Raw genomic sequence first — 26,109 nt, 5'->3', positions numbered from 1 at the left:
AATCTGGGGACCCAAGGGCATTGATCGAGCTTTTACTCCAATCAAGCCCTATGCACAGGCATTGTGTGGTTTGCATGCCTCAAGTTTAAAGTTGGCTCAACAGCTTCTCGGCCGTGCTGTTTTCAAAGGCGCCCGCAGGATCCAGGTTGATCTGCTTGACAACGCCGTTTTCAACCAGCATGGAATAGCGCTGTGAACGCAATCCCAAACCACGTGCAGTCAGTTCGAGCTCCATGCCAATTTTTTGGGTGAACTCGGCAGAGCCATCGGCCATCATGCGGACAACACCGTCTGCACCTTGTGATTGCCCCCAGGCTCCCATCACGAATGCATCATTAACGGATATGCACCAGATTTCGTCGACACCCTTGGCCTTGAATTCAGCAGCATGCTGTACGAAGCCAGGCAAATGCTTGGCCGAGCAAGTTGGCGTGTAGGCGCCAGGCAAGGCGAGTATCGCAATTTTCTTGTTGGCGACCAGATCGGCCACCTTGAAAGCGTTGGGCCCAAGTGAGCAGCCTTCACTTTCTTTGTGAATGAATTCGTACAGTGTTGCGTCAGGCAACTTTTCCCCAATCTGAATGGTCATTTCATGCTCCTGCTTCGAAATGTTCTACAAGTGTGTCTCAAGGACATGCCAGTGTAACCCGATTGAAGTGACGATCAACACGTTCAGGCCTGGCAAGCGGGGGTTTCGCAGTCTTCGGCAAAACTGCGTGTAAAAAACCCCTGCCTGCCATGCCAGATAGGACGCAAATGTTCAGCGAGGCTGGTCGATCAGTCAGCCTGACGACGCAAAAACGCTGGAATGTCGAAACGTTCCATGCCACTGTCCTGCAAAGCCTGAACACGATTGGCCGCCTGATCCCGCGGATTACGGAACACAGCGGGTGTGTCGTAGTCCGTGGCGGGGCTCACGCCGCCGATTGCATCGTAAGTGCCCGTGCGCTGCTGCTGAGCGTATTGGTCGTTCTGCACCAACTTTGGCTTGGCAGTGCGTCGGCCAAGGCCTGTAGCAACAACGGTTACGCGCAGGTCGTCACCCATGGTTTCGTCATAAGCCGTTCCGAAAATCACAGTCGCATCTTCGGCTGCGTAAGCGCGAATGATGTTCATGATTTCTTTGGTTTCTTTCAGCTTCAGGCTCTTGCTGGAGGTGATATTGACCAGCACGCCACGTGCACCAGACAGATCTACACCGTCCAGCAATGGCGAAGCGATGGCCTGTTCGGCTGCTTCGCGAGCACGGTCTGGCCCGTTGGCAGTGGCGGTGCCCATCATGGCCTTGCCCACTTCGGACATGATGGTCTTCACGTCTTCGAAGTCGACGTTGACGTTACCGTCTACGTTGATGATTTCGGCAATGCCTGCGCAAGCGTTGTGCAGCACGTCGTCAGCGGCCTCAAAGCAATCCTCTTGGGTGGCGTCGTCGCCCACCACGTCCAGCAGCTTTTCGTTCAGCACCACGATCAGGGAATTGACCTTGGCTGACAGTTGATCCAGACCGTCTTCGGCCACTTTGCAACGCTTGTTGCCTTCAAAGTCGAATGGCTTTGTCACCACTGCCACGGTAAGAATACCCAATTCCTGTGCCACTTCAGCCACCACAGGTGCGGCGCCTGTGCCAGTGCCACCGCCCATGCCCGCGGTGATAAACACCATGTGGGCGCCACGCAGCGCATCGCGAATGCGGTCGCGGTCTTCTTCAGCGGCCTGGCGGCCCGCTTCAGGCTTGGCACCCGCACCCAAACCGGTCTTGCCCAACTGGATCAATGTGGGTGCACCAGTGCGAGCCAGCGCCTGTGCGTCCGTGTTTGCACAGATGAAATCCACGTTTTGAACGCCTTGGGCGATCATGTGGGCCACTGCGTTGCCGCCAGCGCCACCTACACCAACCACCTTGATGACGGTTCCGTTGGTTTCTGTTTCCAAAATTTCGAATGACATGAGTACTGCCTCCTATCTACTAAAGTTAAAACGCCGAAAAAATCAAAAATTGCCTAAAAACCACTCTTTCATCTTCTGAATCGTCTGCTTCATGCCGCCAGTCTGAGACGCCACACGCCGACCTCGCAGATGCTGCGCACGGGCTTCGTGCAACAGCCCCATGACGGTCGCCAGGCGGGGGGTGCGAACCATGTCGGCCAGTCCACCCGAATATTCAGGCACACCGATCCGAACCGGCTTCATGAAGATGTCTTCACCCAGTTCTGCAATACCCGGCATAAGGCTGGTGCCCCCGGTCAACACCACGCCTGAGGAAAGCAGCTCTTCGTAACCTGACTCACGCAACACCTGCTGCACCATCAGGAACAGTTCTTCCACGCGGGGCTCGATAACCGCAGCCAAGGCCTGTTTGGACAGTGTTCTGGGTTCTCTTTCACCGATGCCCGGCACGTCAATCTTGGCGTGCGGATCAGCCAGAATCTGTTTGCCCACGCCGTGCTGAAGCTTGATTTCTTCTGCATCGGGGGTGGGTGTCCTCAAGGCCATGGCGATGTCGTTGGTGATTTGATCACCCGCAATCGGAATGACCGCTGTGTGACGAATGGCACCGCCTGTGAACACGGCAATGTCGGTGGTGCCACCGCCAATGTCGATCAAGACAACGCCCAGTTCTTTTTCGTCCTCGGTCAGTACCGCCATGCTGCTGGCCAGGGGTTGCAGCATGAGATCCTGAACCTCAAGCCCGCAGCGTCGCACGCATTTGACGATGTTCTGTGCAGCAGACACAGCCCCGGTGACAATGTGAACACGGGTTTCAAGTCTGACGCCGCTCATGCCAAGGGGCTCGCGCACATCTTCCTGACCGTCCACAATGAACTCTTGTGGCAGCACATGGAGAATCTGCTGGTCGGTCGGTATGTTCACAGCCTTGGCGGTCTCGATCACCCTGGCTACATCGGCCTGGCTGACCTCGCGCTCTTTGATGGCCACCATCCCTGAGGAATTGAAGCTGCGGATGTGGCTTCCTGCAATGCCGGTAAACACTGTCTTGATCTTGCAATCGGCCATCAATTCGGCTTCTTCGAGGGCCTGCTGAATGGAATGGACGGTCGCCTCTATGTTCACGACCACACCTTTCTTCAGGCCTTTCGAATCGTGCTGCGCGATGCCGATGACTTCAAAGCGGCCGTCTGACAGCAACTCCGCGACCATCACCACCACTTTAGAAGTGCCGATGTCCAAACCGACGATCAAGTCTTTTGACTCTTTGCTCATGGTGCCCAATTTGTGTCTTTCTCTTTAGTTCAAACTTGTTTTCAAAGCGACCGGTTTTGCATTTGCACCCGCCAGTCGCTCACCTTTCACCGCCACTCCACGTGGATACCGCAAATCAATGCTGTCCACGGTTTGCATGAGTTGTTCTTTTATTTTTGGATAAATCGCCACCAACCGGTCCAGCTTCTGGTTGATGGTGAAATTCTCCTGTTCACGTCCCAATTCAATGTTCAAACCGCTTTCGGTCTTGAAACTCCATCCGTAGCGGTCTGACAGATTCACGTCCTTCAATTGCAACCCCAGCTTTCTCAGCACCTTGGATGCGTTCACATACATCTTGGCGACCAGCAATTCACTGCCGGGCGGGCCATTCAATGTGGCCTGAAGCACGTTGTCGCCCACCTCGGCCGGGTTGGCTGAAAACACTTCGCCGTAGGTGTTGATCAGCAAGTTGTCGCCCCAATAGGCCAAAGGCTTTTGACTTTGGATCCTTATCCTTAAACCGTTTGGCCACATTCTTTGAATCACCGCCTTCCGGACCCAGGGTTGGTCTTCCACCTGCTCACGCACATCCGATAAATTCACCGAAAAAAAACTGCCTTGCACTTCTGGCAACACATTGGCCCGAAAACTGACCAGATTGATCCGATCCACCTCACCAGTGAGCTCCACTTTCTGGAGCTCAAACAAGGGCCTGTGTATCAACCATTGCAAACCCGCATACCCCAGCAAGGCGAACGCCATGGCAGAGAAAAAACCCGCCATGATGCTCATCAATTTGCTGTCCTGCCAAATTGCGCCCAGCATCAAACCTTCCCGTCAGCCCGTTGACCGTTGCCTTTCAACGCGGCGCTGGCAGCGATCCGCATCACAAGATCGTCGTATTCAATACCGCTGGCCCTTGCACTCATCGGTACCAGTGAATGATCTGTCATGCCCGGTGAAGTGTTCATTTCAAGCAACCAGGGTTTGCCGGATTCATCCACCAGCACATCAGCCCTTCCCCAACCGGCACAGCCCAGCGAGCGATAGGCTTTCAGGCACAGTGCCTGCACCTCGCGCTCAAAAGCGGGATCAAGACCACTTGGACAGAAATACTGGGTGTCGTTGCCGACGTACTTGTTGTGATAGTCGTAGTTGCCGTCTGGGGCCTGAATTCGAATCACGGGCAGGGCAATGGCTTGTTCACCCTCACCCATCAAAGGCACGGTAAGCTCTTGCCCTTTCACAAATTTCTCCGCCAACACATTGGGGTCGTAACGATAGGCCAACTCAAAAGCGGCCTTCAAATCGGCGGCGCTTTTGACCTTCGTCAGGCCAAGGGTCGAGCCTTCCTGGGCGGGCTTTACGATCAAAGGCAGGCCAAGACGGTTAATGACTGCGGCCTCGTCAAACCCGGGCTGCAAGCGAACATGATCTGGTGTGGCCAGTCCCTCTGCAGACCAGACGGCTTTGGTCATGATTTTGTCCATGGCGACAGCCGACGCCATCACGCCACTGCCTGTGTAGGGAATTCCGAGGTATTCCAGCGCGCCCTGAATGGTGCCGTCTTCGCCGAACCGGCCATGCAGGGAAATGACAGCGCGGTCAAAATTGCCCTGCGCCAACTCGACGAGTGACTGTTCAGCCGGGTCGAATGCGTGTGCATCCACACCCTGACGCTTCAGGGCAGCAAGCACCATGCTTCCTGATTTCAGGGACACCTCACGCTCGGCAGACTTGCCACCGAACAGGACCACGACCTTGCCAAGCGATTCAGCAGTGACTTTCATGCACTTGCTCCACCAGCCTGATCGACGAGCTGGGACGGCAAACCGCCGATTGAGCCCGCTCCCATCGTGATGACCAGGTCACCATCCCGAACCACATTCAAAATTGCGCCTTCCATTTCTTTCATGTCTTCTACAAAAATTGGTTCGATACGCCCCGCAACCCGAAGGGCTCGAGCCAGGGAACGACCGTCTGCTGCAACAATGGGGGCTTCCCCCGCGGAATACACTTCTGCGAGCACCAACACATCTGCCGTACCCAGTACCTTCACAAAATCTTCGAAGCAGTCACGTGTGCGGGTGTACCGATGTGGCTGAAATGCCAACACCAGGCGTTTGTCGGGGTATGCACCGCGTGCAGCAGCCAGCGTCGCGGTCATCTCGACGGGGTGGTGCCCATAGTCATCAACAAGCATGAACTCGCCGCCCGACGGACAGGGCAAATTGCCATAGTGCTGGAACCGTCGACCCACGCCATTGAATCGCGCGAGCGCGCTGACGATGGCCTCGTCCTCAACGCCCACTTCCGTGGCCACAGCAATGGCAGCCAAGGCGTTTCGGACGTTGTGATCTCCTGGCAGATTCAACGTGATGTTGAGGTCTGCCTCACCTTCGCGCTGCACTGTGAATTTCATCTGACCCTGATGGGGCTGAACATTCACGGCACGCACCTGGGCCTGCTCACTCAGGCCATACGTTGTGAGGGGTTTGGACACAAAGGGCAGAATCTCGCGCACACAAGGGTCATCGATACACACGGCAGCCATGCCATAAAACGGCAGGCGCTGAGTGAACTCGACAAAGGCCTGCTTCAGGCGGGCAAAATCATGCCCATAGGTTTCCATGTGGTCTGCGTCAATGTTGGTAATCACCGCCATCACAGGCATCAAATTTAAAAATGACGCGTCGGATTCATCGGCCTCAACCACCATGAATTCGCCTGTGCCCAGCTTTGCATTGGCCCCGGCTGAATTCAGACGACCGCCAATCACAAAAGTAGGGTCCAGATGGCCCTCAGCCAGAATGCTGGCAATCAGACTGGTTGTAGTAGTCTTGCCGTGCGTGCCTGCCACGGCTATGCCTTGTTTCAGCCGCATCAACTCAGCCAACATGACGGCTCGGGGCACAATCGGAATACGCGCGGCACGGGCTGCCAAAACTTCCGGATTGCTTGGACCCACGGCAGTGCTGGTGACCACCGCATCTGCACCCTGAATGTGGCCGGCTTCGTGACCTTTGTGAATGGTGGCGCCCAGCCCAGACAGCCGCTTTGTGACAGCAGTGTCAGACAGGTCAGAACCGCTGACCTGATAACCCAGATTGAGCAACACCTCGGCGATGCCACTCATGCCTGATCCACCTATACCCACAAAATGGACGTGTTTGACCTTGTGTTTCATTTCAAGCTGACCTGTTCTATAACCTTGACCACCGCCTGCGCGGCTTCCGGTTTTGCCAATTCCCTTGCTCGACTGGCCACCCTCAGACATTCAGTCCTGTCCAGTTTGCCGAGCCATGCACTCAGCCAGTCGGCGTCCAGTTCCTTTTGCTGCCTCATCCAGCCGCCCCCCTCCCGAACCAGGAAAGCGGCATTGGTGGTTTGATGGTCGTCCACCGCATGTGGAAATGGCACAAACAATGCAGCCACGCCGATAACGGCCACCTCAGACACTGTCATCGCGCCTGCACGGCAAATGACAACATCCGCTTTGGCAAACTCAAGTGCCATGTCCTCAATGAAATCCACCACCCGCGCGTTGACTCCGGCTGTTTTGTAATGGGCATTCAACGCGTCGATGTGTTTGGCACCCGCTTGGTGAGTCACTTCCGGGCGCTTGTCACCTGCCATCAATGCCAAGGCCTTCGGTACGGTTTCGTTCAGCGCCTGCGCCCCCAGGCTCCCGCCCACGACCAGCAATTTCAGCGGACCGGTACGACCCTCGAATCGCGCGACAGGCGCGGCCTGGGAAGAAATATCGGACCGCACAGGATTGCCCACCCATTGGGCCTTGGGCAAAGCGTTGGGGAAGGCAACGAGGGTTTGCGCAGCCACCTTCGCCAGCAACTTGTTGGTTAACCCAGCCACCGAATTCTGCTCGTGCACCACCACTGGAATGTGTGCAAAACGGGCGGCAAGTCCCATCGGAAAAGCCACATAGCCACCCATCCCCAAAACCACGGTCGGCTTGTTCCTCAACAGAATTTGCCGGGCTTGCCACAAGGCACGCACTAGCCTGAAAGGCATGGCCATCTGCGACAGAAGACCTTTGCCACGGAAACCTGCAAAGACCAATGGGTACATTTCAATGTGGTGTTTCGGTACCAGTTTGCCTTCCATGGCATCGGGGTTACCGGCCCAGCACACACGCCATCCGTTCTCGAGAAGCACCTGCGCAACACTTAGCCCCGGGAAAATATGCCCACCTGTTCCACCAGCCACAATCAAGGCGAGTTGTCCGGTCATGAAACCGCCTTTCCCTGCATCATGCAGCGGTTTTCATAGTCAACGCGAAGCACAAGGGCTAGGCCTACACAGTTCATCAAAATGGCCGAACCACCGTAGCTCATCAGGGGCAATGTCAAACCCTTGGTCGGCAATACGCCCAAGTTCACACCGGCATTGATGAAGCACTGCACGCCAAGCCAGATGCCCATGCCTTTGGCGACCAATGCGGAGTAGGTCTTTTCCAGGGCAGCCGCCTGGGCGCCAATCGAAAAGCACTTTTTGACCACGTAGCCAAACAGCAGGATCACGACAGCCACCCCAACAAAGCCGAGCTCTTCACCCACCACGGCCAACAAAAAATCGGTGTGCGCTTCGGGCAGGTAATGCAATTTTTCAATGCTGCCACCCAGACCGACCCCCCAAATTTCACCTCGACCAAAGGCGATCAGGGAATGAGACAGTTGATAGGCCTTGTTCATGGCGTTGTCACCACTCCAAGGATCGAGGTAAGCCAAAAGCCGTGCACGACGGTAGCTGCTGAAAGCAATCAAGGCAGCAAATGCCGTGGACAGCATGACCAGCACCCCGAAAAACACACGTGCGTTGATTCCAGCCAGAAACAAAATGCCAAATACTGCAGTCACGATCACGATGAATGCGCCCATGTCGGGCTCAAGCAGCAGCAACATGCCAACCAGAAACATGGCGATGACCATCGGGATCAGCACTTTCCCAATGCGTTGCATGTATTGTTGTTTGCGAACCGCGTAATCGGCCGCGTACAGCACGGCTGCTACCTTTGCCAGCTCGGAGGGCTGAATATTCATAAGGTACAGGGACAGCCATCTGCGCGACCCGTTCACATCTCTGCCAATGCCTGGAATCAGAACGATCATCAACAGCACCAGGCAACACAGGAAAATCAGGGGCGACAACTGCTGCCAGGTTTTCATGGGAATCTGGAAGACGAAAAACGACACCACAAAGGCAAAGCCGATTGAAAAGGCATGCCTGACCAGAAAATACGTCGTTTCATACCCGGAATAACGATTGGCATCAGGCAGCGCGACCGTGGCTGAATAAACCATGACAAGGCCCAAGCACAACAGGGCCAGAATCGCCCAGATAAAGCCCTGATCCAGAGAATCCTGCGCTGAAAGGATCCTGAAACCCCGCGAACCCACCGACTGTCCACCCGCCCCCATCGACGACACCGCCGCCGGAATCAGGTTTTGCGTGTAAGTAGCCTCACTGCGGGCTGGGCGCTTGAACCACTTCAGCATGGTTGCCCCCTGTCTGCAGCCAACTCGTGTACGGCAGAAACAAACACGTCCGCCCGATGTGCGTAATTCCTGAACATGTCCAGGCTGGCGCAGGCCGGGCTCAATAGAACGCACGGCGTCGCGCCGCCCGCATGTTCAAGGGCCCTCTGGTGCGCCTTTGGCACTGTCTCTTCCAGACTCGCACAAACTTCTGTAGGTACCCCGAGACCGGCAAATAGAACTTGCAACTCGGCAGCAGCCTTTCCAATTAACAACACAGCGCACGCAAAAGAACTCACTGGGCCGATCAATTCCCGGAAATCCTGCCCTTTGCCTTCGCCCCCGGCGATCAGCACGCAGGTGCGTTGCAAGCCCTGCAGGGCTGCAACTGTTGCGCCCACATTGGTGCCCTTGCTGTCGTCGAAATAATCAACCCCTTCCACCTGAGCCACCCATTCCACCCGATGAGGCTCGCCTTTGTAGGTGCGCAGACCATGGAGTAGTTTGGCCATGGGCAAATCAATCGCTTGGCACAGCGCCAACGCGGCCAACGCATTGCCTGCGTTGTGAAGGCCCACCACCTGCAGGGCGTCGGCAGGCATCAGCAATTGAGCAGTGGTCACCTCTGCATCTGCGTCTTTGCGACGTTTGGGTGTAGTGGCCTCGGTACCGGCTGGCATATTGCTTAACCACAACATCCCGCCTTCCCGAATCAGCCCGAAATCACCAGGCGATGTCGGCGCATTCAATCCGAAGGTCAGGGCTTTGGCAGTGCCGGGCACCGACATGTTTTTTACGACTGAGTCATCACGGTTCAGCACGGCCACTTTTGAATGGGTAAAAATACGTGCCTTGTCGTTGGCGTATTCAGCCTGGTCTTTGTGCCAGTCCAGATGATCCTGTGTCAGGTTTAAAACCACGGATGCATCCAGTGCCAAGCGGGAAGTCCAGTGCAATTGAAAACTCGACAACTCAAGCACCCACACTGCTGGCAGGTCCTCGCTGTTTAACGCATCCAGCAAACTCGCCAAGGCGGCAGGGCTGATGTTGCCGGCAGCACGGGTGTTCAAACCGGCGTACCGGGCCAAACACTCAACCATCCTGACCGTCGTGGTTTTCCCATTGGTGCCGGTCACACCAATCACTTTGGGGTGATACCCCTGTTCTCGTCCAAGGGCCTCCAGTGCGTCAGCGAACCAGTCCAGCTCCGACTCCACAGGTGTGTTGTGTTGGTTTGCCAACTCAATCACTTCAACCATCACCGGGTGAGAAGGTGGCAGTCCGGGCGAGACCACAACGCGCTGAAAACTCCAGGGCACGCCGGCCACACTTTGCAAACAATTCACCTCGGCCGCTTCAGCCCTCAGTGCAGTCAGGCCGGGGGGTTCAAGCCTGCTGTCGACGATGGTCAATGTCGCCCCCTGGGCCAAGGCCCAGCGAGCGCAGGCCAGGCCGGATTCCCCGAGCCCCACCAACAACACCGACTGTTGAGCAAACAAATTCATCGTCTTATCTTAGTTTCAAAGTCGACAACCCAGCCAACACCAACATCATGGTGATGATCCAGAATCGCACCACAACCTGGGTTTCTTTCCAGCCACTTAACTCGTAATGGTGGTGCAGCGGCGCCATTCGAAACACACGCTTGCCACCGCTGGCCTTGAAGTAGAGCACCTGAATCATGACCGAGAGCGTTTCTGCCACGAACACGCCCCCCATGATGAACAGCACCACTTCCTGGCGCACGATTACCGCCACACAGCCAAGGGCACCGCCCAGTGCCAGAGCCCCTACATCGCCCATGAACACCTGGGCTGGATACGCGTTGAACCAGAGAAATGCCAACCCTGCACCACCGATCGCAGCCAGAAACACGGCCAGTTCACCGGCCCCGGGAATGTAGGGCAGCAACAGATACTTGGAATAGACGGCGTTACCCGCCACATAGGCGAAAATGGCAAGTGCAGCGGCCACCAACACCGTGGGCATAATGGCCAGCCCATCCAGGCCGTCCGTCAAATTGACTGCGTTGCTGGTGCCAACAATGACGAAATAAGTCAGGGCAATAAAACCCCAAACGCCGAGCGGATAGGACACCGACTTGAAAAATGGAACAATCAGATCGGCCTTGTTTGGCAGATACATGGAAAAGCCGCTGTGCACCCACTGAGTAAACAGGTCAAACACCTTGTCGCCGTTCTGGGCTGACACGGCAAACGCCAGGTAGAACGCGGCAATAATGCCCACCACGCTTTGCCAAAAGTACTTCCACTTGCCCGGCAAACCGCGTGGGTTTTTATAAACCACCTTGCGATAGTCATCCACCCAACCAATCCAGCCAAATCCGAAAGTGACAATCATCACGACCCACACAAACCGATTGGACAGGTCCGCCCACAACAAAGTGGAAATTCCAATACTCAGCAAAACCAGTGCGCCACCCATGGTCGGCGTACCTGCCTTCACCAAATGGGTCTGTGGTCCGTCGGTGCGAACAGCCTGACCAATTTTGTATTGAGTCAATTTGCGAATGACCATGGGGCCCGCCATCAAACCCACCAACAAGGCAGTGCCGCAGGCCAAAACGGCTCGCAAAGTCAAATAATTGAATACCGCAAAGGCACGAATGTCAGTTGCAAGCCAATTTGCAAGTTCAAGCAACATGTGCGGCCCCTCCGTGATTGACTGTCTTCTGCGAAGCAAATGCGTCTACCACGCGCTCCATTTTCATAAACCTTGAACCCTTCACCAAAACAGACCAACGCTGCTGCGAGGTCAAAAGCTTTATTTCTGTCAACAATTCATCCAGCTCTGAAAAGTGCCGCCCGTCTGCGCCAAAAGACTTCACGCTTGCCTCAGTGGCAGCGCCCAAGGCAAACAGCTTGTTGATGCCGCTGTTGCGCGCGTTTTCCCCCACCTCTTGATGAAAGGCAACGGATTGCTCACCCACTTCACCCATGTCTCCAAGTACAAGGAGTGTGGGCGAAGGCAGAGTCGACAACACCTGAATGGCTGCATTCACTGAGTCCGGATTGGCGTTGTAAGCGTCATTGATCAACAACATTTCGCCGTCGTTTTTGACAACCTGCATACGCCCCCACACCGGCTGGAACGCTTCCAGCCCCTGTCGAACGTCATCAATGGTGCAACCTGCCGCAATGGCAGCTGCCGCTGCACCACTGGCATTGCTTCGATTGTGTTCACCCACGAAAGAAGGACGAATGTCCACACTCCCCAGCGGGCTTTCAAGCACCAAACTGCCGTCGGGCGCCTGGCCGGCATTGAACCAGCAGTCACCACCCCGACCAAACCGGTAAAAACGACTGCCTTTGTTCATGCCAAGCCAGAGAGAATCGAAGTCGGTGCCTGCCGGAAAAACGGCACAACCTTCCTCAGGCAGCGCACCAAAGGCCTGCCCGTTTTCCTCGGCAACGGCCTTGACAGACTTCATGAATTCCTGGTGCTCACGCTGTGCATTGGTCAACAGGACCACGTCCGGTTGTACCAGAGAAGCCAGATATTCAATTTCCCCGGGGTGGTTCATGCCCATCTCCACCACTGCCATCTGATGATTGGCCCGAAGGCGAAACAACGTTAGTGGTACACCTATCTCATTGTTGAGATTGCCCTGGGTCACCAACACATGGTCGGTACCACAATGCGCCGAACAGATTGCAGCCAGCATTTCCTTGCTGGTGGTCTTTCCATTGCTGCCAACCACGCCCAAAACCGGCAAATCAAAACCCCGACGCCATTCAGCAGCCAGTGCGCCAAGAGCCAGGCGGGTGTCCTTCACGATCCACTGCGGAACCGGAATATCCAGCGGGCGTTCCACGACCAGCCCCGCGGCTCCCGCCTCAATTACTGCCGGCGCAAATTCGTGCGCGTCAAAGCGTTCACCCCGCAGGCAGACAAAAAGATCACCGGCCTTGACCTGTCGACTGTCGGTCTGAATGTGCGTGATCACGCCTTGGTCGCTGACTTCTGCTGAAATCAAATGGGGCTGCAAGGCTTGATTAATCGCCTGAAATGACCAATTCATCGAAGTCATCGCTCACCCCTTTTGTCGAGTGCCCGCCTGGCTTCTTGTGCATCCGAGAACGAAATCACCTGCCCGCCGATGATTTGCTGGTCTTCATGGCCTTTGCCCGCCAGCAACACAACATCCTCGTCGGCAGACTCCTGAATGGAGCGTTCAATCGCTCGACCCCGTTCTTCCTCAACTTGAACCTTGTTCAGGCAGTTCTCCGGCACCCCTTCCAGTACAGCCTCGATAATGGCCACCGGTGATTCACTGCGAGGGTTGTCCGAAGTGACATAAACCTTGTCAGCCAGCTCGGCGGCAATTCGTCCCATCTGGGGACGTTTGCCCTTGTCGCGATCACCCCCACAGCCAAACACAACCGCCAGTTGACCGGCACGCGTGTCGACCAGCTCACGCAGTGTAGTCAACACCTTGCCCAGAGCATCCGGGGTGTGCGCATAGTCAACAACCACACACGGTGATTCGGAAATCAATTCCATCCGGCCAGGGGCAGGGCTAACCCGCTGCAGTGCAGCAACAATTGCGTCGGTGTCAAAACCAATAGACCGCAAAATGCCGTACACCACAGCGATGTTTTCAGCATTGAAAGCACCAATCACCGGCACAGACATGCGAAACGACTCATCGCCTTCCTGAAACTCGAGCAAAAGCCCGGCTTTCATGGGTTTGACAGACTTCAGGTAAACAGAATCCGTCTCTGAGCGGCCCACAGAGGCCACCTTCGCACCCACTGCAGTGGCTCGACTCAGGAAATTCAGGCCATGTTCGTCCTGCACGAACGACACAGCACAACCCAAGCCCTGCCAACTGGCCAGCAGCATCTTCGCGTCTGCATACGCCTGCATGCTTTGGTGATAATCCAGGTGATCCTGAGTCAAGTTGGTGAATGCGGCACAATGAATATGCACGCCAGCCAAGCGTCCTTGCTCCAAACCAATTGAAGAGGCCTCCAGGCAAACCCACTCATAGCCTTCACGATCGAGTGTGTACAGCAGGTTGTGCATACCAAGTACATCGGGCGTGGTCAATCCGGAATGCTTTCTCAGCGCATCCGGCTCGCCATAACCCAGGGTACCAATCACAGCTGCTCGGCCCCCCATCCATAGAATGGACTGAGCCAACCAGCGGGTCACCGTCGTTTTGCCGTTGGTGCCAGTGACTGCGATGATCTTCAGGCGTTCGCTGGGTTTGTCGTAATAAGCATGCGCCAGTTGGCCCAGCAAGGCTTGCAGGCCGAGAACAGGCACCACAGCTGCGCTTTCATAGACCCGCTTTTCATCGTATTCAACCAGCACCAAGCCAGCCTTGTTCTCGTGAATCAGCGAATCCGCAATGGTACGCGGATCAAATCGTGCGCCAGGCATGGCGACAAACACATCCTGCGAGCCTCGCAACTGACGGCTGTCTGACACCAAGGCGGAACAATCGGCAAAGAAACCTCGTTCGTGCAACTCGGCCAGTACCTCAGACGCTGTGTGAAGGTATGCGCTCATCACAATGCCGCCCTCCCGCTGGGTGCCTGAACGTATTTTTTCAGCGACTGGGTGTTCTGGATGGCATCAGGCTGCACATCCATTTTGGTCAGCACGTTTTTGGTGATGACTGAAAACACGGGTGCAGCCACCTCACCGCCGTAGTAGCCGTTTTTGGTGGGGTTATCCACCATGACAGCCACAATAATTCGCGGATTGGACACTGGCGCCAAGCCCACAAAAGACGCCACATACTTGTCGACGTATCGGCCATTCAAATCTTTGTGCGCTGTTCCGGTTTTGCCTGCCACTCGATAGCCGGCAACCTGAGACTTGGGCGCAGTGCCGTCTGGCCCCGCTGCCAGTTCAAGCATGTGCAACATTTCTGCGGCGGTTTTCTCGCTGAACACCTGATGTGTCCGGGGCTCCTCGCCCGGCTTGCGCTTGAGCAAACTGACCGGTACAAAATACCCCTGATTGGCAAACACGGTGTAAGCCTGCGCCAGTTGAATCAAGGAAACAGCAATGCCGTGCCCGTAAGACATCGTGGCCTGCTCGATTGGCCTCCACGAATTCCAGGGCCTTACACGACCAGCCACAGCGCCCGGAAAATGTACGTTGGGCGCTTGCCCGAAGCCCAACAAGTGGAAGTTGTCCCACATGTATTTGCTGGGCATGCTCAGTGCAATTTTTGAGGAACCGATGTTGCTGGAAAACTGAATCACCTGGCCGACAGTGATCAAGCCATGCGCATGGGTGTCATGAATGGTCGCCGGGCCGATGCTGAAGTAACCCTTGCCGGTGTCAATCATGCTGTCGGGTTTTACGAACCCCTTGTCCAGCGCCAGCGACACCGTGAACGGCTTTAAAGTTGACCCGGGCTCAAAGGTGTCTGTGAAAACACGGTTCCGCAGATCCGGGCCATGCAAATCAGATCGGTCATTGGGGTCATAGGTGGGCACGCTTGCCAAAGCAAGCACCTCGCCAGTTTTGGCATCAAGAACCACAGCAGCACCTGCGTCTGCCGCGTGGTACTCAACGGCCTTTTTAAGCGCGGCTGACACAATGTATTGGATGTCGGAATCCACGGACAGCACCATGTCCTGGCCGTTCACTGGCGGACGGATCTCCCTGACGTCTTCAATAATGTTACCCAGTCGATCCCGCAGTACACTGCGTTCACCGTCTTCCCCAGTCAATCTGTCGTTGAAGGCCAACTCAAGACCTTCCTGACCCGAGTCTTCCAGATTGGTAAATCCGACCAAATGAGCCGTTGTTTCACCCAGCGGGTAATACCGCTTGTTCTCAGTCAGAAATCCGACCCCAGGCACTTTCAGGGCCTTTACCTGCTTGGCCAAATCAGGCTCAACCTGGCGCTCAAGATACACAAATGCCCGCTTTTCGTCCCCTCGGACCTGCTGAATCAACCGAGACGAATTCATACCCAGCAATTTGGCCAATTGGGTCAACTCGGCATCCGTGGCATCTTTGGTTTTGCGGCCGTCATACCAAATGGCCTGCGCGGGAATGCTCTGCGCCAACACCACATTGTTGCGATCAAACAGCGTGCCCCTGCTTGCATGCAAAGGCAAAGTGCGTTCCATTCGTTTGGCACCCTGTTGCTGCAAAAAGTCATCCGACACAATTTGCAGATAGGCAGCCCGAAGAATGAGCCCCCCAAACGCCAACAAAATACAGAGCAAAACGAAGCGCGACCGCCAGGCAGGCAGTCGCGTTTCAAGCAAGTCGGTGGTTCGTCCGAAGCGCACCCCTTTACTCATGGCCCCCTCCGGAATCCAGATTCATGAACACCACATCGTTGGGCGCGGGGTACACCATTTTCAGTTTGGATTTGGCGAGCTCAACAACCCGCTCACCTTTTGACAGGGATGTCTGCTCGACCTGCAAGCGGGTGTAAGCCACCTCCAGTTGTCGCTCAACCTGACGTTCACGCCCCAATTCGACAAACAGCGTTCTTGCCGTGTGTTGCGCGTCGACCAGGCGAATTGCACAACCGACCACCAGAAGCAGCAACAGAATATTCAGCCTACCCATGGGCCACCTCAGCCAGCTTTTCGGCCACGCGAAGAACCGATGAACGGGAGCGCGGATTGGCTGCAATTTCTTCTGCGCTGGGTTTGATTCGAGCGATTTTTTTCAGACAGGGAGAAGGCTCTGCAATCGGCAATTTGCGCAGACGGGCGTCCTGCAAAGACTTGGGATTGGCCAAGCCTTCAATAAACTGCTTCGTGATTCTGTCTTCCAGCGAATGAAAACTGATCACAGCCAGCCTCCCCCCGATTTTCAAACGTTTAAATGCGGCCGCTAAACCCTGTTTGAGCTGCGCAAGCTCCTGGTTGACGTGAATCCGTAAAGCCTGAAAGGTGCGCGTTGCAGGGTCCTGGCCCGGCTCGCGCGTCCGAACTGCCCCTGCCACGATCTGGGCAAGGTCGAGTGTTGTAGTGAGCGGCCGCTCCTGGCGGCGAGCAACAATCGCTGCTGCAATCTGAACAGCAAACCGTTCTTCCCCATAATTTTTAATAACCTCTTTGATGTCCCGGGCATCTGCCCGGTTTAGGAACTCGGCAGCCGATTCGCCCACACTGGGGTCCATCCGCATGTCCAACGGGCCATCCCGCCTGAAACTAAAACCTCTCTCGGCCTGATCAATTTGTGGCGAGGACACACCAATATCCATCATCACGCCATCCACCTGATCAAGGCCCCATTGATCCAGAGCCTGCTCCAGATCCGCAAACGCACATTGGCGTCCGGCAAAGCGCGAATCCTCAATCATTGACATGGCACTTACAGCCTGGGGATCTCTGTCCAAGGCATACAAGCGACCACCCTGCCCCAAGCAAGACAACAACAACCGAGAGTGCCCACCGCGCCCGAAGGTGCAATCGAGAAATACGCCGTCGGGCTTTTCAGACACGCACAAGCCATCAATCGTGGGGCGCAACAGCACCGGAATGTGTTCCAAATCCGCCACCATCAGAAAGAAAAGTCGCTTAATGAATCGGGCATTCCCGCCGCAATCGCCTTTTCTTCTTCGATCTTCAGTTGGGTGGCATCCCATATTTCGAAATGGCTGCCCATACCCAGCAACATGACGTCCTTGTTCAGGCTGGCGGCCTCACGCAATTCGGGAGACACCAGAATTCGACCAGAACCATCGATTTCCACATCCGTGGCAAAACCAAGAAAAATACGCTGCCAGGGACGAGCGGACATTGGCCAGGCCGCGATTTTCTCGCGATGCTGCTCCCAAACGGGTCTGGGAAACATCAAAAGGCAGCCGTTGGGATGCTTGGTCAGCGTTAAAGCGCCTTCACATTGCAAAAGCAATGCGTCACGGTGCTTCTGGGGCACATTCATGCGCCCCTTGGCATCCATCGACAATGAAGAGCTTCCTTGAAACACGCTCAAAATCCCCACAAATTTACACAAATCCCCACTAATCGCCACTTTACGCATTATGAAATGCGGGGTCAATGGGGGTTTGAGAAAAAGCGCTTTAAGACCAAATACTTAGCGCGTTAATCGAGATAAATTTTGTGAGAAAAATTGAAAAAAAAGAATGCACTAGAATGCACTTTGAAAGTAAATTGTGAAGAAATGAAAATCTGGGAATTTTAAGGCTGGGGATCAAGGTAAGGGGGTTTGAAAAGCGCGTCGATAAGCCGGATTCTGTACCTTGGTGAAACACCGCAGTGGCAATCATTCCTCTAGGCGACCCATTACTGAGTCGCTCAAGCCATCTACCCACACGCACAGGGAGCTCTGGTGCACCTCAACAAAGGGTGCAGGCGTGCCTATTTGATGTTGCTCCAGATGGGGTTTACCTAGCCAGCGTTGTCACCAACACTGCGGTGGTCTCTTACACCACCGGTTCGCCCTTGCCTGTACTCACCTTGCGGTGAACCATCGGCGGTTTGTTTTCTGTTGCACTTTCCGTCGCCTTGGGTCTGTAAAGACTTATAGCGCCTGGCCGTTAGCCAGCATCTTTGCTCCTGGAGTCCAGACTTTCCTCTCTTCCGGATAAAACCGAAACAGCGATTGCCTGACGCACTTCTCACCGGCAGTGTATCTCGGAGACTTTGAAACGCCAAGGATCAATCCCGACTTTCGATGCGGCGTGTTGGCTTTGAACGAAAAACTCGGGGATCGTCGTAAAACCCAGGGGCAGCTGATTCACTGAACCAACCCGGAATTCCCATGACAGGCAGCGGCAACAATTCGGCGGGTGTGCGCAAAGATTCAACCTCAATGCACAGCCTCTCATCGTCGGTCCGTACTTGGTTAGCCACCGGATCAAGCAACACGCAACGCACCTTGGCGCACAAACCTTTGTAAGGCCGATGCAGCGCCTCCAACAACCCATGGCCAACCACCACAACCCGCACATCACCAAACCACCAAGGCCGCATGTCGCAAAACAGGGCCTTCCAGTCAAACGCGTGAAGTGCCCCAATCAACTCCGACCGATGCGTCAACAACAGCAGTCCATTTTCATCAAACAGGGTCATTGCATCGCGGCACCGGTTTCGTCCGTTCGCACCAGCAGGCTTTCCCGCCTCTGCCATGTGTCTCAAATTCAAAGCCCGCTTAAACGCAGGGTAGCGCAGCCAGACCCAGGCGTTGTACCAGTCGTGTGCGCAATCGCGCGTTGGAATCCTGCCTGATGCAACGCACTTCTCGTAATCCAGGGCGCCCAAGGAATCCTGAGAATACTCAAAACGAACCGACTGCCCCAATGAATCGGCCAACTCATTCATCTGCCGGGCCACCCAGCCCGTTGACTGAGGCTGCTCAAGGTACATCGCACGAGCGTCATCAAAACCCAGCAACCAGGGTGCAATCCTCAAGCCTTGGTTCGGACTGTCCACTGCAGGGTCTCACCGGATCGAAAGGGCACAATGCCGGAATCAGCCGCAAACGGCAGCAGCGGCTCAATCGTGCAGGGCTTGCGTTCGAAAAACACAGCGCCTGTGTTCAAAGGCAAGCCATAAAACCGGGCACCGTTCTCACTACAAAAGGCCTCAAACTGCTTGACATCAATCTGTCCAGATGCCATCTCGAAGGCCTCGGCGTACATCTCAAGCGCATAGGGCGCGGAATAACAACCAGCGCATCCACAAGCCATCTCTTTCAAATGTCGGGCATGCGGTGCGCTGTCCGTGCCCAGGAAAAACTGCGGCAAGCCACTGGTGGCCGCACTTGCCAGGGCTGCCCGATGCTCTTCACGCTTTAACACAGGCAAACAATACCAGTGCGGCTGCAGCCCCCCTTTAAACAGGGCATTGCGGTTATACAGCAGGTGCTGAGGCGTAATGGTCGCAGCCAGCAAAGGTCGTCCCTGAGCATCCAGCGTGCAATGGGTCGTCACAAAATCGGCCGCCTGTCGTGTCGTGATGTGCTCAAACACAACCCGCAGCGCTGGAAACCGGTCACGAAGCGGCTTCATCACCCTTTCAACGAACTGGGCCTCCCGATCAAACACATCCACCTCCGGGTCGGTGACCTCACCATGCACCAGCAATGGCAATCCACAGGCTTCCATCGCTGCCAGCACCGACCCACACTGCCCCAGCAAATCCGACACACCCGCATCTGAATTGGTTGTAGCACCCGCCGGATACAACTTCACAGCATGGACAAACCCGCTCGCGCTGGCCTTCTCGATTTCAGACACCACCGTGGAGCCCGTGAGATACAACACCATCAATGGCTCAAAATGCTGCATGATGTCGCAATCGCTGGCCTCATAACTCCCAGACAAACACGCCCGCTGCACCGCATCCAAAACACGCTGTCGATAAGCCCCGGCCTGATCCACGGTGGTCACTGGTGGTTTCAGATTCGGCATGACAATGGCCCGCCTGAATCGCCGCGCGGTCGCTGGCACCACAAAATCCAGCACCTCGCCATCGCGCAGGTGCAAGTGCAAATCATCCGGTGTTCGAATTGAAAACTGACTCAAGTTGCTCATTCTTCGTATTCCGTGTCCATCTAAACCGCTTCTGCGGGTTGTCCTATCAAAACGATCCTGAGATCGTTCACATTCGTCGTCGTGGGGCCTGTCATCAGCAGACGGCCCATGGCATCAAAAAAATCGTAACTGTTGTGTTGGTCCAGATGTCGCTTCGTTGATAAACCCAAGGTAGCCGCCCGATCAAGGTCACCTGGCAAAAGCAGCGCACCCGCATGCCCACCGACCCCGTCGATGCCATCGGTGTCTGCTGCCAGCGCAGAAACGGAACACGGAATCTCCATTGAACCCAGGGCATGAAACAGCGCAAGCAGGAACTCGGAGTTGCGGCCACCCTTGGCGCTTTCCAGATCTTTTTCAGTCAGGGTCACCGTGCACTCCCCACCGCTGATTAAAGCCACAGGTAGCCTGGGCCAATTGGGCCTGCCCTGCGCAATCTGCGCCACCATGGCGGCGGTCACACCCGCCACATCTCTGGACTCTCCCTCAATCGAATCACCCAAGCTCAAGACGGTGTAGCCCGCATTCTGCAAATACAAAGCAACCGCATCCAGAGTCAGCGCATTGCTGGCAAGCAGCCTGGTGCTCACCTGTTTGAACACAGCAGAGTCGCGCCCCGGCGTTTCAGGCACATCACCCCGAATACCCGCTTCCAGATGTGAAATCACGGACTGAGGGGCTGAAATTTCCCACCGATCCAGCACATCCATGGCGTCGCGAAACGTACTGTCATCGGCCACAAAAGGCCCAGACGCGATGAACTCAGGCGCATCCCCCGGCACATCCGAAATAAGCAACTGAAACACCGGCACGCTACAACACGCCGCAAGCTGCCCCCCCAAACTGCGGGTCACATGCTTGCGCACCACATTCATTTCCTGAATGGGAGCACCACTGGCCAGCAAAGCCCGGTTAAGCTGCTGCAGGTCCAAAAATGGAATCGAAGGCACCGTCACACTCAACAAACTGGAGCCGCCACCCGAAACCAGTGCGATAACCGCATCCCCCTGGGGCACCGCAGACAATTCCCGAATCAAACGCAAGGCCGCCCTCTGCCCCTCCTCGTCTGGAACCGGGTGAGCGGCCTGAACAACCTCGATGCAACGTGTGGGTACTTCATGACCTCGACGGGTAACGACAAATCCTTTCAGCTGCTCGGCATCTGAACTGGCAAACTCCAACGCACTTGCCATGGAAGCAGCCGCCTTGCCCGCACCGTACACCCAGACCGCCTTCCGTTCAGGCGCCACTGTATCCAGCCACTGTCGAATCTCGCCTTGCCAGCACTGCTGAACACCCATCAAAGGCTTCGCGGCATTGACCCCGACTTCAAAGGCCTCAGTCAACAATCGTTCAAAAAATTCGGGGTTGCCATTCATCAAAAGTCTCTTAAAATCATTGCTTGATTATTCAAGTCGTCATTAAACCATGTGCCAATTGCTTGGAATGAACTGCAATACGCCAACCGACATTCAATTCTCGTTCGAAGGATTTACGAAACGGGGCGGCTTGACCGATGAACATGCGGACGGTTGGGGCATCGCGTTTTTCGAGGGGCCTGCCGCACGCTGTTTCATTGATCACCGACCTGCCTCAGACTCCCAAATTGCGGAGTTTATTCGGCAGTATCCGATTCGATCCTGCAACGTCATTTCACACATCCGCAAGGCGACCATTGGCGAAGTCAAACTCCAAAATTGCCATCCATTCACCCGAGAACTGTGGGGGCAAACCTGGGTGTTCGCCCACAATGGCGATCTAAAGAATTTTACACCCAGCCTGACCGGCGACTTTCTACCCATAGGCGACACCGACAGCGAACAGGCTTTTTGTCTGCTTTTGCAAACCCTGAAACAGACCTTTGGCACCCGACCCAAAGGCCAGGCCCCGAAGCCACAAGAAATCGGACAGATCCTGAAAAAAATCTCGGGCGAGATCGCTGCTTACGGCACCTTCAACATGCTGATCAGCAACGGCGAAGCCTTGTTCGCTTACTGTTCGACCAAGCTGGAGTACATCGTCAGGCAGCACCCTTTCAAAACAGCCCACTTGGTGGACTGCGACCTGCAGGTCGACTTCGGTCAAGTCACCACCCAAAACGATCGGGTCGCCGTGATTGCCACAACCGCTTTGACCGACGACGAAGTGTGGACTGCCTTTCAGCCGCAATCCTTTCTGATGTTTCAGGACGGTCAACCCGTGAGTGAGTTTGCATAATTGCAGTCACGCCTTCCCGCATTCCAATTCTGGAGACAAGGGCAGGTGGCTAACCAATGAGTCAATGGCCCGCTTTCTGGCAGAATCCGACAAATCTCCAATTCTTTTGACAGCCTGGTAAAAGCGTGGATATTGATGACCACATCGGTCAAACAGGGCCTTGAAAGCCGCAACGTCGTCGTTGTAAAGGCCCGAAACCCCCAGCTTTGCATTGTTTAAATCAGACCCAAAATAAAGATCATAACCAGACCAGCCATGCCAAGCTGTCGCTTTAAGCCTTTCATAATCGCCCTTCAATCTCTCGATTCTTGCCGCCTTTTCAATCAACTTGGCAGATTCTGACAAATGCTCATCGTTGTAGATAGTCTTTAGGTCAATCCTTGCCTGCTTGATCAAGTCTTGAAACGCCTTTCGGCGTGCATCGAACTCCAGATACTGTGACTTCAACGCCGCTTTGCCGGGTTGGTCAAGCCACTGAGCCACACCCAACTCTTCAACTGCGGTTGCAAAACTTTCATTGAATGTGGTGTCCCCGGAGACATATACCTCTTGATGCGCCAATTCGTGAAAAATCAGACGAGCCAATTCTCCAGGAGGGTAGCGAATAAATGTACTGAGCACTGGATCATTGGTGTATCCGAGCGTTGAATAGGCAGGCACCCCCATTAGCGCAACATCCATTCCAGATTTGCGCAAGCTCTCCACAAGAGATTCCGCCATGGCCTTGTCATAAAAGCCCTTGTATGAGACACAACCCGTAAAAGGAAAACACCATTTTTTCAACTCCAGGCTGTCCACCGGCGCGGCCACCACGTTCCAAACCGCAAAACGTCGATGCAAATCCGCAAATTTTTTGTAGCTGCCATTGTCTGGCAATCCAAGGGCTTTCACCGAAAAAGCTCGAATGTCTTTGACATACTCCAGTTTCTCTCGCAGCGTGGGGTCAGTTGCAGACGCGTCAATCACTTCGTCAATGTTTCTCGCTTCAGACAAAATTTTCAAATGACCAGTCGCCGCCTGCCAGAAATAAGACGTAGTCGAACAGCCCGACAGCACGACAGCAGTCACAATCCCAATGCATGTTCGAAAAAAACTGGACATCAAAACCCCCTGTACGACAGCACGGATTGCGGATGCAACAAAAAACTGCGATCCTAAAGCTTGAGCATCAAATCAGACAAAGTGTAGCTGTGAATCCTGAAAAAATTGAGACTTGGGTTAAAACCCGCCGAGACATCCACGCCCATCCTGAATTGCGATTCGAAGAGCATCGCACGGCAAGCCTGGTGGCCAACCGACTGAAGGAATTGGGCTACCGGGTCGAGGAAGGACTGGGTAAAACAGGTGTGGTCGGCGTACTAAGGGGGTCGAGACCAGCAGGCAATCCAGTCAAGCGAATCGGCCTCAGGGCGGACATGGACGCCCTGCCTATCCAGGAACACAACCAATTCGATCACCGATCGCAAAGCGAAGGAAAAATGCACGCCTGCGGCCACGACGGTCATGTGGCCATGTTGCTCGGTGCTGCACAGGAACTTGCCGAGAATCGGGACTTCAGCGGTGAAGTGGTGCTGATCTTCCAACCCGCCGAGGAAGGTGGGGCGGGTGCGGAACAAATGATCAAGGACGGATTGTTTGAGCGTTATCCTGTTGACGCCGTCTTCGCCATGCACAATTGGCCTGGACTTGCGGAAGGTGAATTTGCAGCTCATCCAGGTCCTGTCATGGCGTCCAGCAATGAATTTGCAATCCACATCAGGGCCAAAGGCGCACATGCCGCCATGCCCGACCTTGGTATTGATCCGGTTGTCATTGCCGCACAACTCATTCAAGCGTTCCAAACCATCGTAAGCAGGACAGTCAAGCCCGTTGAACCCGCAGTGGTGTCAGTCACGCAAATACACGCTGGCGAGGCGATTAATGTAATTCCCGACCGCGCCGTGTTGAAAGGAACTGTGCGTACTTTCAGCCTGGAAGCACTCGACTTGATTGAGTCGCAACTCAAACAACTGACCGATCAGATTTGCCGAGCGTTTGGAGCATCGGCAGACTTTGAGTTTCAACGTTCATACCCGCCCACAATCAACACGCCAGAGATGTCAAAGCTTGCAAAGGCAGCAATAGAAAGGCTACCCGAGACAAAGTGCGTCCACGACAATTTACCGCCAACAATGGGCGCAGAAGATTTTGCGTTTATGTTGATGCAGAAACCCGGCGCATACTTGTGGATTGGAAATGGACACGGCGGGCATCGTGACCAAGGTCACGGTTTGGGGCCTTGTATGCTCCACAATCCCAGTTACGACTTCAATGACAAGATACTGCCAATCGGTGTAAAAGCGTGGCTGGCCATTGTGAATGCATTTTTTGAATAGTCATCACCACTTATTGGACGTAGTATTCCAGCAGTGCTTCGTATTCGCTCCCGTGTTTTGGACGCCCCATAATCATCAAATTGCCGGGTCGCAATTCGGGATTGATTTCAAATTTTGATCCGTTTCTTGTCATTGGAGTCCATTGTTTACCCTGAACAATTGCGAGATCCGAGTAATAATCAGAGGCTATTGAAAAGTGCACCTTTTGCGACCTATTAACCGTTGATCCAAGTGGCATGAGGTGGGCATCAAACAGCCCGGCAGGTTGATTAAATGTTCTGACTGTATTTTGGTGCTTGTGTGAATCTACATAGCTCAAGATTTGCCGAACTGAAAAACCGGCATAAACGAGATCCGGGGCATCTGCGGGCAGGGCCTCAAAATCGCGCCATGACAGCCCAAGACGTTGCTGAGTACCAAACTCGTCCTTAAAATCAAAATGGCTTAGGGAAAAAGCGTCCAACGGAGCCAAAAAGAAATAATCATCCGGGTCGCTTTTGAATGTACTCCCGTTCACACTGCCAGCCGCCCAAGTCGGATCAACCAACCACCAGCTCCCGTTGACTTTCACGGCGTCCCAAAGGTGATTTGGTTTTGCAACGGGACGCTTCTCTCCATCCCTTGCAAAACCTTCGATTACTTTGACCTCAAGGCCAGCCTCAGCAGCCAGACGCTGAAATATCAGGCCATAGCCATCACAGGCCAAGCCCTGATGCGTCAAACCAGTCAAGCTTCCACGTGAAAAGAAATCGTCACCAAGATGTGCGCCGTGCGCATACGCAACATGCGAGATCAACCAACTGTAGACAAGTCGCACCTTCTCATAGTCGCTATGTGCTGGCTTTAGAAGATAAGACAGCAGATGACGTGTATCAGAGTAAGCGTCACGCCATTACCGCCTTGCGGTGATGTATCAGAACTTGTAAGTCTTGTCTGAATCTGGGTTGTTGAGTTCGTCTACACACTGGCCATCAAGTTGTGCCTGTGCGATTGCAAGCTCCAACCGGTGCAGGATTTGCTCCAAAGACTCGCCTGCTTTACAGCGCAGCATTGCCAGTGTCTTTTTTCCATCGTGAGCCACGGCGGCGTGGCGTATGGGCTTGATTGAGCCGATCATGATTTGTCCCCCACCGTGCACTATGGCCTCGATGTGGGGGTGGGATTTGGTCAGGGTTTTTACGCTGCCTTTGACGGGGCTTCGTTGGTCAGGTCCAGATGCCATGGCAGCAACTTCTCAATAGTGTTAATCGGGTGATCTGCAATTCGTTCCAACACGGCTCGAAGATAGGCAAAGGGCTCCACGTCA

At 54.7% G+C, this 26,109-nt stretch carries 25 protein-coding genes and 1 other RNA gene; 2 read left to right on the top strand and 24 right to left on the bottom strand.

Annotated elements, in window-relative coordinates; genetic code table 11:
• Window positions 1-85 precede the first annotated feature (85 nt).
• The 20 genes from QQJ87_RS05975 to QQJ87_RS05880 form a co-directional block, all read right to left on the bottom strand.
• Complete coding sequence (locus tag QQJ87_RS05975) at window positions 86-589, bottom strand: peroxiredoxin (protein ID WP_284280554.1); 504 nt, start codon at window positions 587-589, stop codon at window positions 86-88.
• Window positions 590-777: 188 nt separating this feature from the next.
• Window positions 778-1,947, bottom strand: coding sequence for a cell division protein FtsZ (gene ftsZ / locus QQJ87_RS05970; RefSeq protein WP_284280552.1), 1,170 nt, complete (start codon window positions 1,945-1,947; stop codon window positions 778-780).
• A gap of 42 nt (window positions 1,948-1,989) precedes the next feature.
• Window positions 1,990-3,222: a cell division protein FtsA gene (ftsA, locus tag QQJ87_RS05965; protein ID WP_284280551.1), complete on the bottom strand. Its 1,233-nt coding sequence runs from the start codon at window positions 3,220-3,222 to the stop codon at window positions 1,990-1,992.
• Between the two features lie 24 nt (window positions 3,223-3,246).
• Window positions 3,247-4,029 carry a cell division protein FtsQ/DivIB gene (locus QQJ87_RS05960; protein ID WP_284280549.1) on the bottom strand — a complete coding sequence of 261 codons (783 nt, stop codon included), beginning with the start codon at window positions 4,027-4,029 and terminating at the stop codon, window positions 3,247-3,249.
• Window positions 4,029-4,994, bottom strand: coding sequence for a D-alanine--D-alanine ligase (locus QQJ87_RS05955; RefSeq protein WP_284280548.1), 966 nt, complete (start codon window positions 4,992-4,994; stop codon window positions 4,029-4,031). Before QQJ87_RS05955 ends, QQJ87_RS05960 begins: the two co-directional genes overlap by 1 nt.
• Window positions 4,991-6,391 (bottom strand): UDP-N-acetylmuramate--L-alanine ligase, encoded by a 1,401-nt coding sequence (gene murC / locus QQJ87_RS05950; RefSeq protein ID WP_284280547.1) that lies wholly within the window; start codon window positions 6,389-6,391, stop codon window positions 4,991-4,993. The genes QQJ87_RS05955 and murC overlap by 4 nt, the downstream gene beginning before the upstream one ends.
• Window positions 6,388-7,455, bottom strand: a complete 1,068-nt coding sequence (gene murG / locus QQJ87_RS05945; RefSeq protein ID WP_284280546.1) for an undecaprenyldiphospho-muramoylpentapeptide beta-N-acetylglucosaminyltransferase — start codon at window positions 7,453-7,455, stop codon at window positions 6,388-6,390. Before murG ends, murC begins: the two co-directional genes overlap by 4 nt.
• The gene (ftsW, locus tag QQJ87_RS05940; protein WP_284280545.1) at window positions 7,452-8,720 is read right to left on the bottom strand and encodes a putative lipid II flippase FtsW; all 1,269 of its coding nucleotides are present in this window, start codon (window positions 8,718-8,720) and stop codon (window positions 7,452-7,454) included. The genes murG and ftsW overlap by 4 nt, the downstream gene beginning before the upstream one ends.
• Complete coding sequence (gene murD / locus QQJ87_RS05935) at window positions 8,714-10,204, bottom strand: UDP-N-acetylmuramoyl-L-alanine--D-glutamate ligase (protein ID WP_284280544.1); 1,491 nt, start codon at window positions 10,202-10,204, stop codon at window positions 8,714-8,716. The genes ftsW and murD overlap by 7 nt, the downstream gene beginning before the upstream one ends.
• A 4-nt stretch (window positions 10,205-10,208) precedes the next feature.
• The gene (mraY, locus tag QQJ87_RS05930) at window positions 10,209-11,363 is read right to left on the bottom strand and encodes a phospho-N-acetylmuramoyl-pentapeptide-transferase (RefSeq protein ID WP_284280542.1); all 1,155 of its coding nucleotides are present in this window, start codon (window positions 11,361-11,363) and stop codon (window positions 10,209-10,211) included.
• Window positions 11,353-12,750, bottom strand: a complete 1,398-nt coding sequence (locus QQJ87_RS05925) for a UDP-N-acetylmuramoyl-tripeptide--D-alanyl-D-alanine ligase (RefSeq protein ID WP_284280540.1) — start codon at window positions 12,748-12,750, stop codon at window positions 11,353-11,355. The genes mraY and QQJ87_RS05925 overlap by 11 nt, the downstream gene beginning before the upstream one ends.
• A complete protein-coding gene (locus QQJ87_RS05920; RefSeq protein ID WP_284280539.1) occupies window positions 12,747-14,237 on the bottom strand; it encodes a UDP-N-acetylmuramoyl-L-alanyl-D-glutamate--2,6-diaminopimelate ligase in 1,491 nt (496 codons plus the stop codon). The genes QQJ87_RS05925 and QQJ87_RS05920 overlap by 4 nt, the downstream gene beginning before the upstream one ends.
• Window positions 14,237-15,997, bottom strand: coding sequence for a peptidoglycan D,D-transpeptidase FtsI family protein (locus QQJ87_RS05915; protein ID WP_284280538.1), 1,761 nt, complete (start codon window positions 15,995-15,997; stop codon window positions 14,237-14,239). Before QQJ87_RS05915 ends, QQJ87_RS05920 begins: the two co-directional genes overlap by 1 nt.
• Window positions 15,990-16,271: a cell division protein FtsL gene (gene ftsL / locus QQJ87_RS05910; RefSeq protein WP_284280537.1), complete on the bottom strand. Its 282-nt coding sequence runs from the start codon at window positions 16,269-16,271 to the stop codon at window positions 15,990-15,992. The genes QQJ87_RS05915 and ftsL overlap by 8 nt, the downstream gene beginning before the upstream one ends.
• Window positions 16,264-17,214 carry a 16S rRNA (cytosine(1402)-N(4))-methyltransferase RsmH gene (gene rsmH, locus QQJ87_RS05905; RefSeq protein WP_288108907.1) on the bottom strand — a complete coding sequence of 317 codons (951 nt, stop codon included), beginning with the start codon at window positions 17,212-17,214 and terminating at the stop codon, window positions 16,264-16,266. The genes ftsL and rsmH overlap by 8 nt, the downstream gene beginning before the upstream one ends.
• Window positions 17,214-17,642, bottom strand: coding sequence for a division/cell wall cluster transcriptional repressor MraZ (gene mraZ, locus QQJ87_RS05900; protein WP_284280536.1), 429 nt, complete (start codon window positions 17,640-17,642; stop codon window positions 17,214-17,216). The genes rsmH and mraZ overlap by 1 nt, the downstream gene beginning before the upstream one ends.
• Before the next feature lie 240 nt (window positions 17,643-17,882).
• Window positions 17,883-18,294: RNase P RNA component class A (gene rnpB, locus QQJ87_RS05895), an RNA gene on the bottom strand.
• Window positions 18,295-18,334: 40 nt separating this feature from the next.
• Entirely contained in the window at window positions 18,335-19,108 is a 774-nt protein-coding gene (locus tag QQJ87_RS05890) for a DUF3025 domain-containing protein (RefSeq protein ID WP_284280534.1), read from the bottom strand.
• Window positions 19,084-20,211, bottom strand: coding sequence for a dihydroorotase (gene pyrC / locus QQJ87_RS05885; protein ID WP_284280533.1), 1,128 nt, complete (start codon window positions 20,209-20,211; stop codon window positions 19,084-19,086). The genes QQJ87_RS05890 and pyrC overlap by 25 nt, the downstream gene beginning before the upstream one ends.
• A 20-nt stretch (window positions 20,212-20,231) precedes the next feature.
• Window positions 20,232-21,590, bottom strand: a complete 1,359-nt coding sequence (locus QQJ87_RS05880) for a glycerate kinase type-2 family protein (RefSeq protein ID WP_284280532.1) — start codon at window positions 21,588-21,590, stop codon at window positions 20,232-20,234.
• 49 nt (window positions 21,591-21,639) lie between these two features.
• Between QQJ87_RS05880 and QQJ87_RS05875 the strand changes: the two genes are divergently transcribed.
• Window positions 21,640-22,428 carry a class II glutamine amidotransferase gene (locus tag QQJ87_RS05875; RefSeq protein ID WP_284280530.1) on the top strand — a complete coding sequence of 263 codons (789 nt, stop codon included), beginning with the start codon at window positions 21,640-21,642 and terminating at the stop codon, window positions 22,426-22,428.
• A 6-nt stretch (window positions 22,429-22,434) separates the two neighbouring features.
• On the opposite strand, the gene QQJ87_RS05870 is transcribed toward QQJ87_RS05875, so the two are convergent.
• Window positions 22,435-23,529 (bottom strand): aminopeptidase, encoded by a 1,095-nt coding sequence (locus QQJ87_RS05870; protein WP_284280529.1) that lies wholly within the window; start codon window positions 23,527-23,529, stop codon window positions 22,435-22,437.
• An 89-nt stretch (window positions 23,530-23,618) separates the two neighbouring features.
• On the opposite strand from QQJ87_RS05870, the gene QQJ87_RS05865 reads away from it, so the two are divergent.
• Entirely contained in the window at window positions 23,619-24,803 is a 1,185-nt protein-coding gene (locus tag QQJ87_RS05865; protein ID WP_284280528.1) for a M20 aminoacylase family protein, read from the top strand.
• Between the two features lie 10 nt (window positions 24,804-24,813).
• Here QQJ87_RS05865 and QQJ87_RS05860 read toward each other — a convergent pair whose 3' ends face one another.
• The 3 genes from QQJ87_RS05860 to QQJ87_RS05850 form a co-directional block, all read right to left on the bottom strand.
• On the bottom strand, window positions 24,814-25,662 hold the full coding sequence (locus QQJ87_RS05860; protein ID WP_284280779.1) for a transglutaminase domain-containing protein: 849 nt from the start codon (window positions 25,660-25,662) through the stop codon (window positions 24,814-24,816).
• Window positions 25,663-25,716: 54 nt separating this feature from the next.
• Window positions 25,717-26,025, bottom strand: coding sequence for a hypothetical protein (locus QQJ87_RS05855; RefSeq protein WP_284280526.1), 309 nt, complete (start codon window positions 26,023-26,025; stop codon window positions 25,717-25,719).
• Window positions 25,980-26,109 (bottom strand): transposase domain-containing protein (locus tag QQJ87_RS05850; RefSeq protein WP_284280778.1); only part of this gene is annotated, 130 nt, incomplete at its 5' end. The genes QQJ87_RS05850 and QQJ87_RS05855, both read right to left, overlap by 46 nt.

This window comes from Limnobacter litoralis (genome assembly GCF_030160455.1).
GTDB lineage: Bacteria > Pseudomonadota > Gammaproteobacteria > Burkholderiales > Burkholderiaceae_B > Limnobacter > Limnobacter litoralis.
Note: the sequence above shows the minus strand (reverse complement) of the source record. Positions and strands in the feature narration are given on the sequence as shown.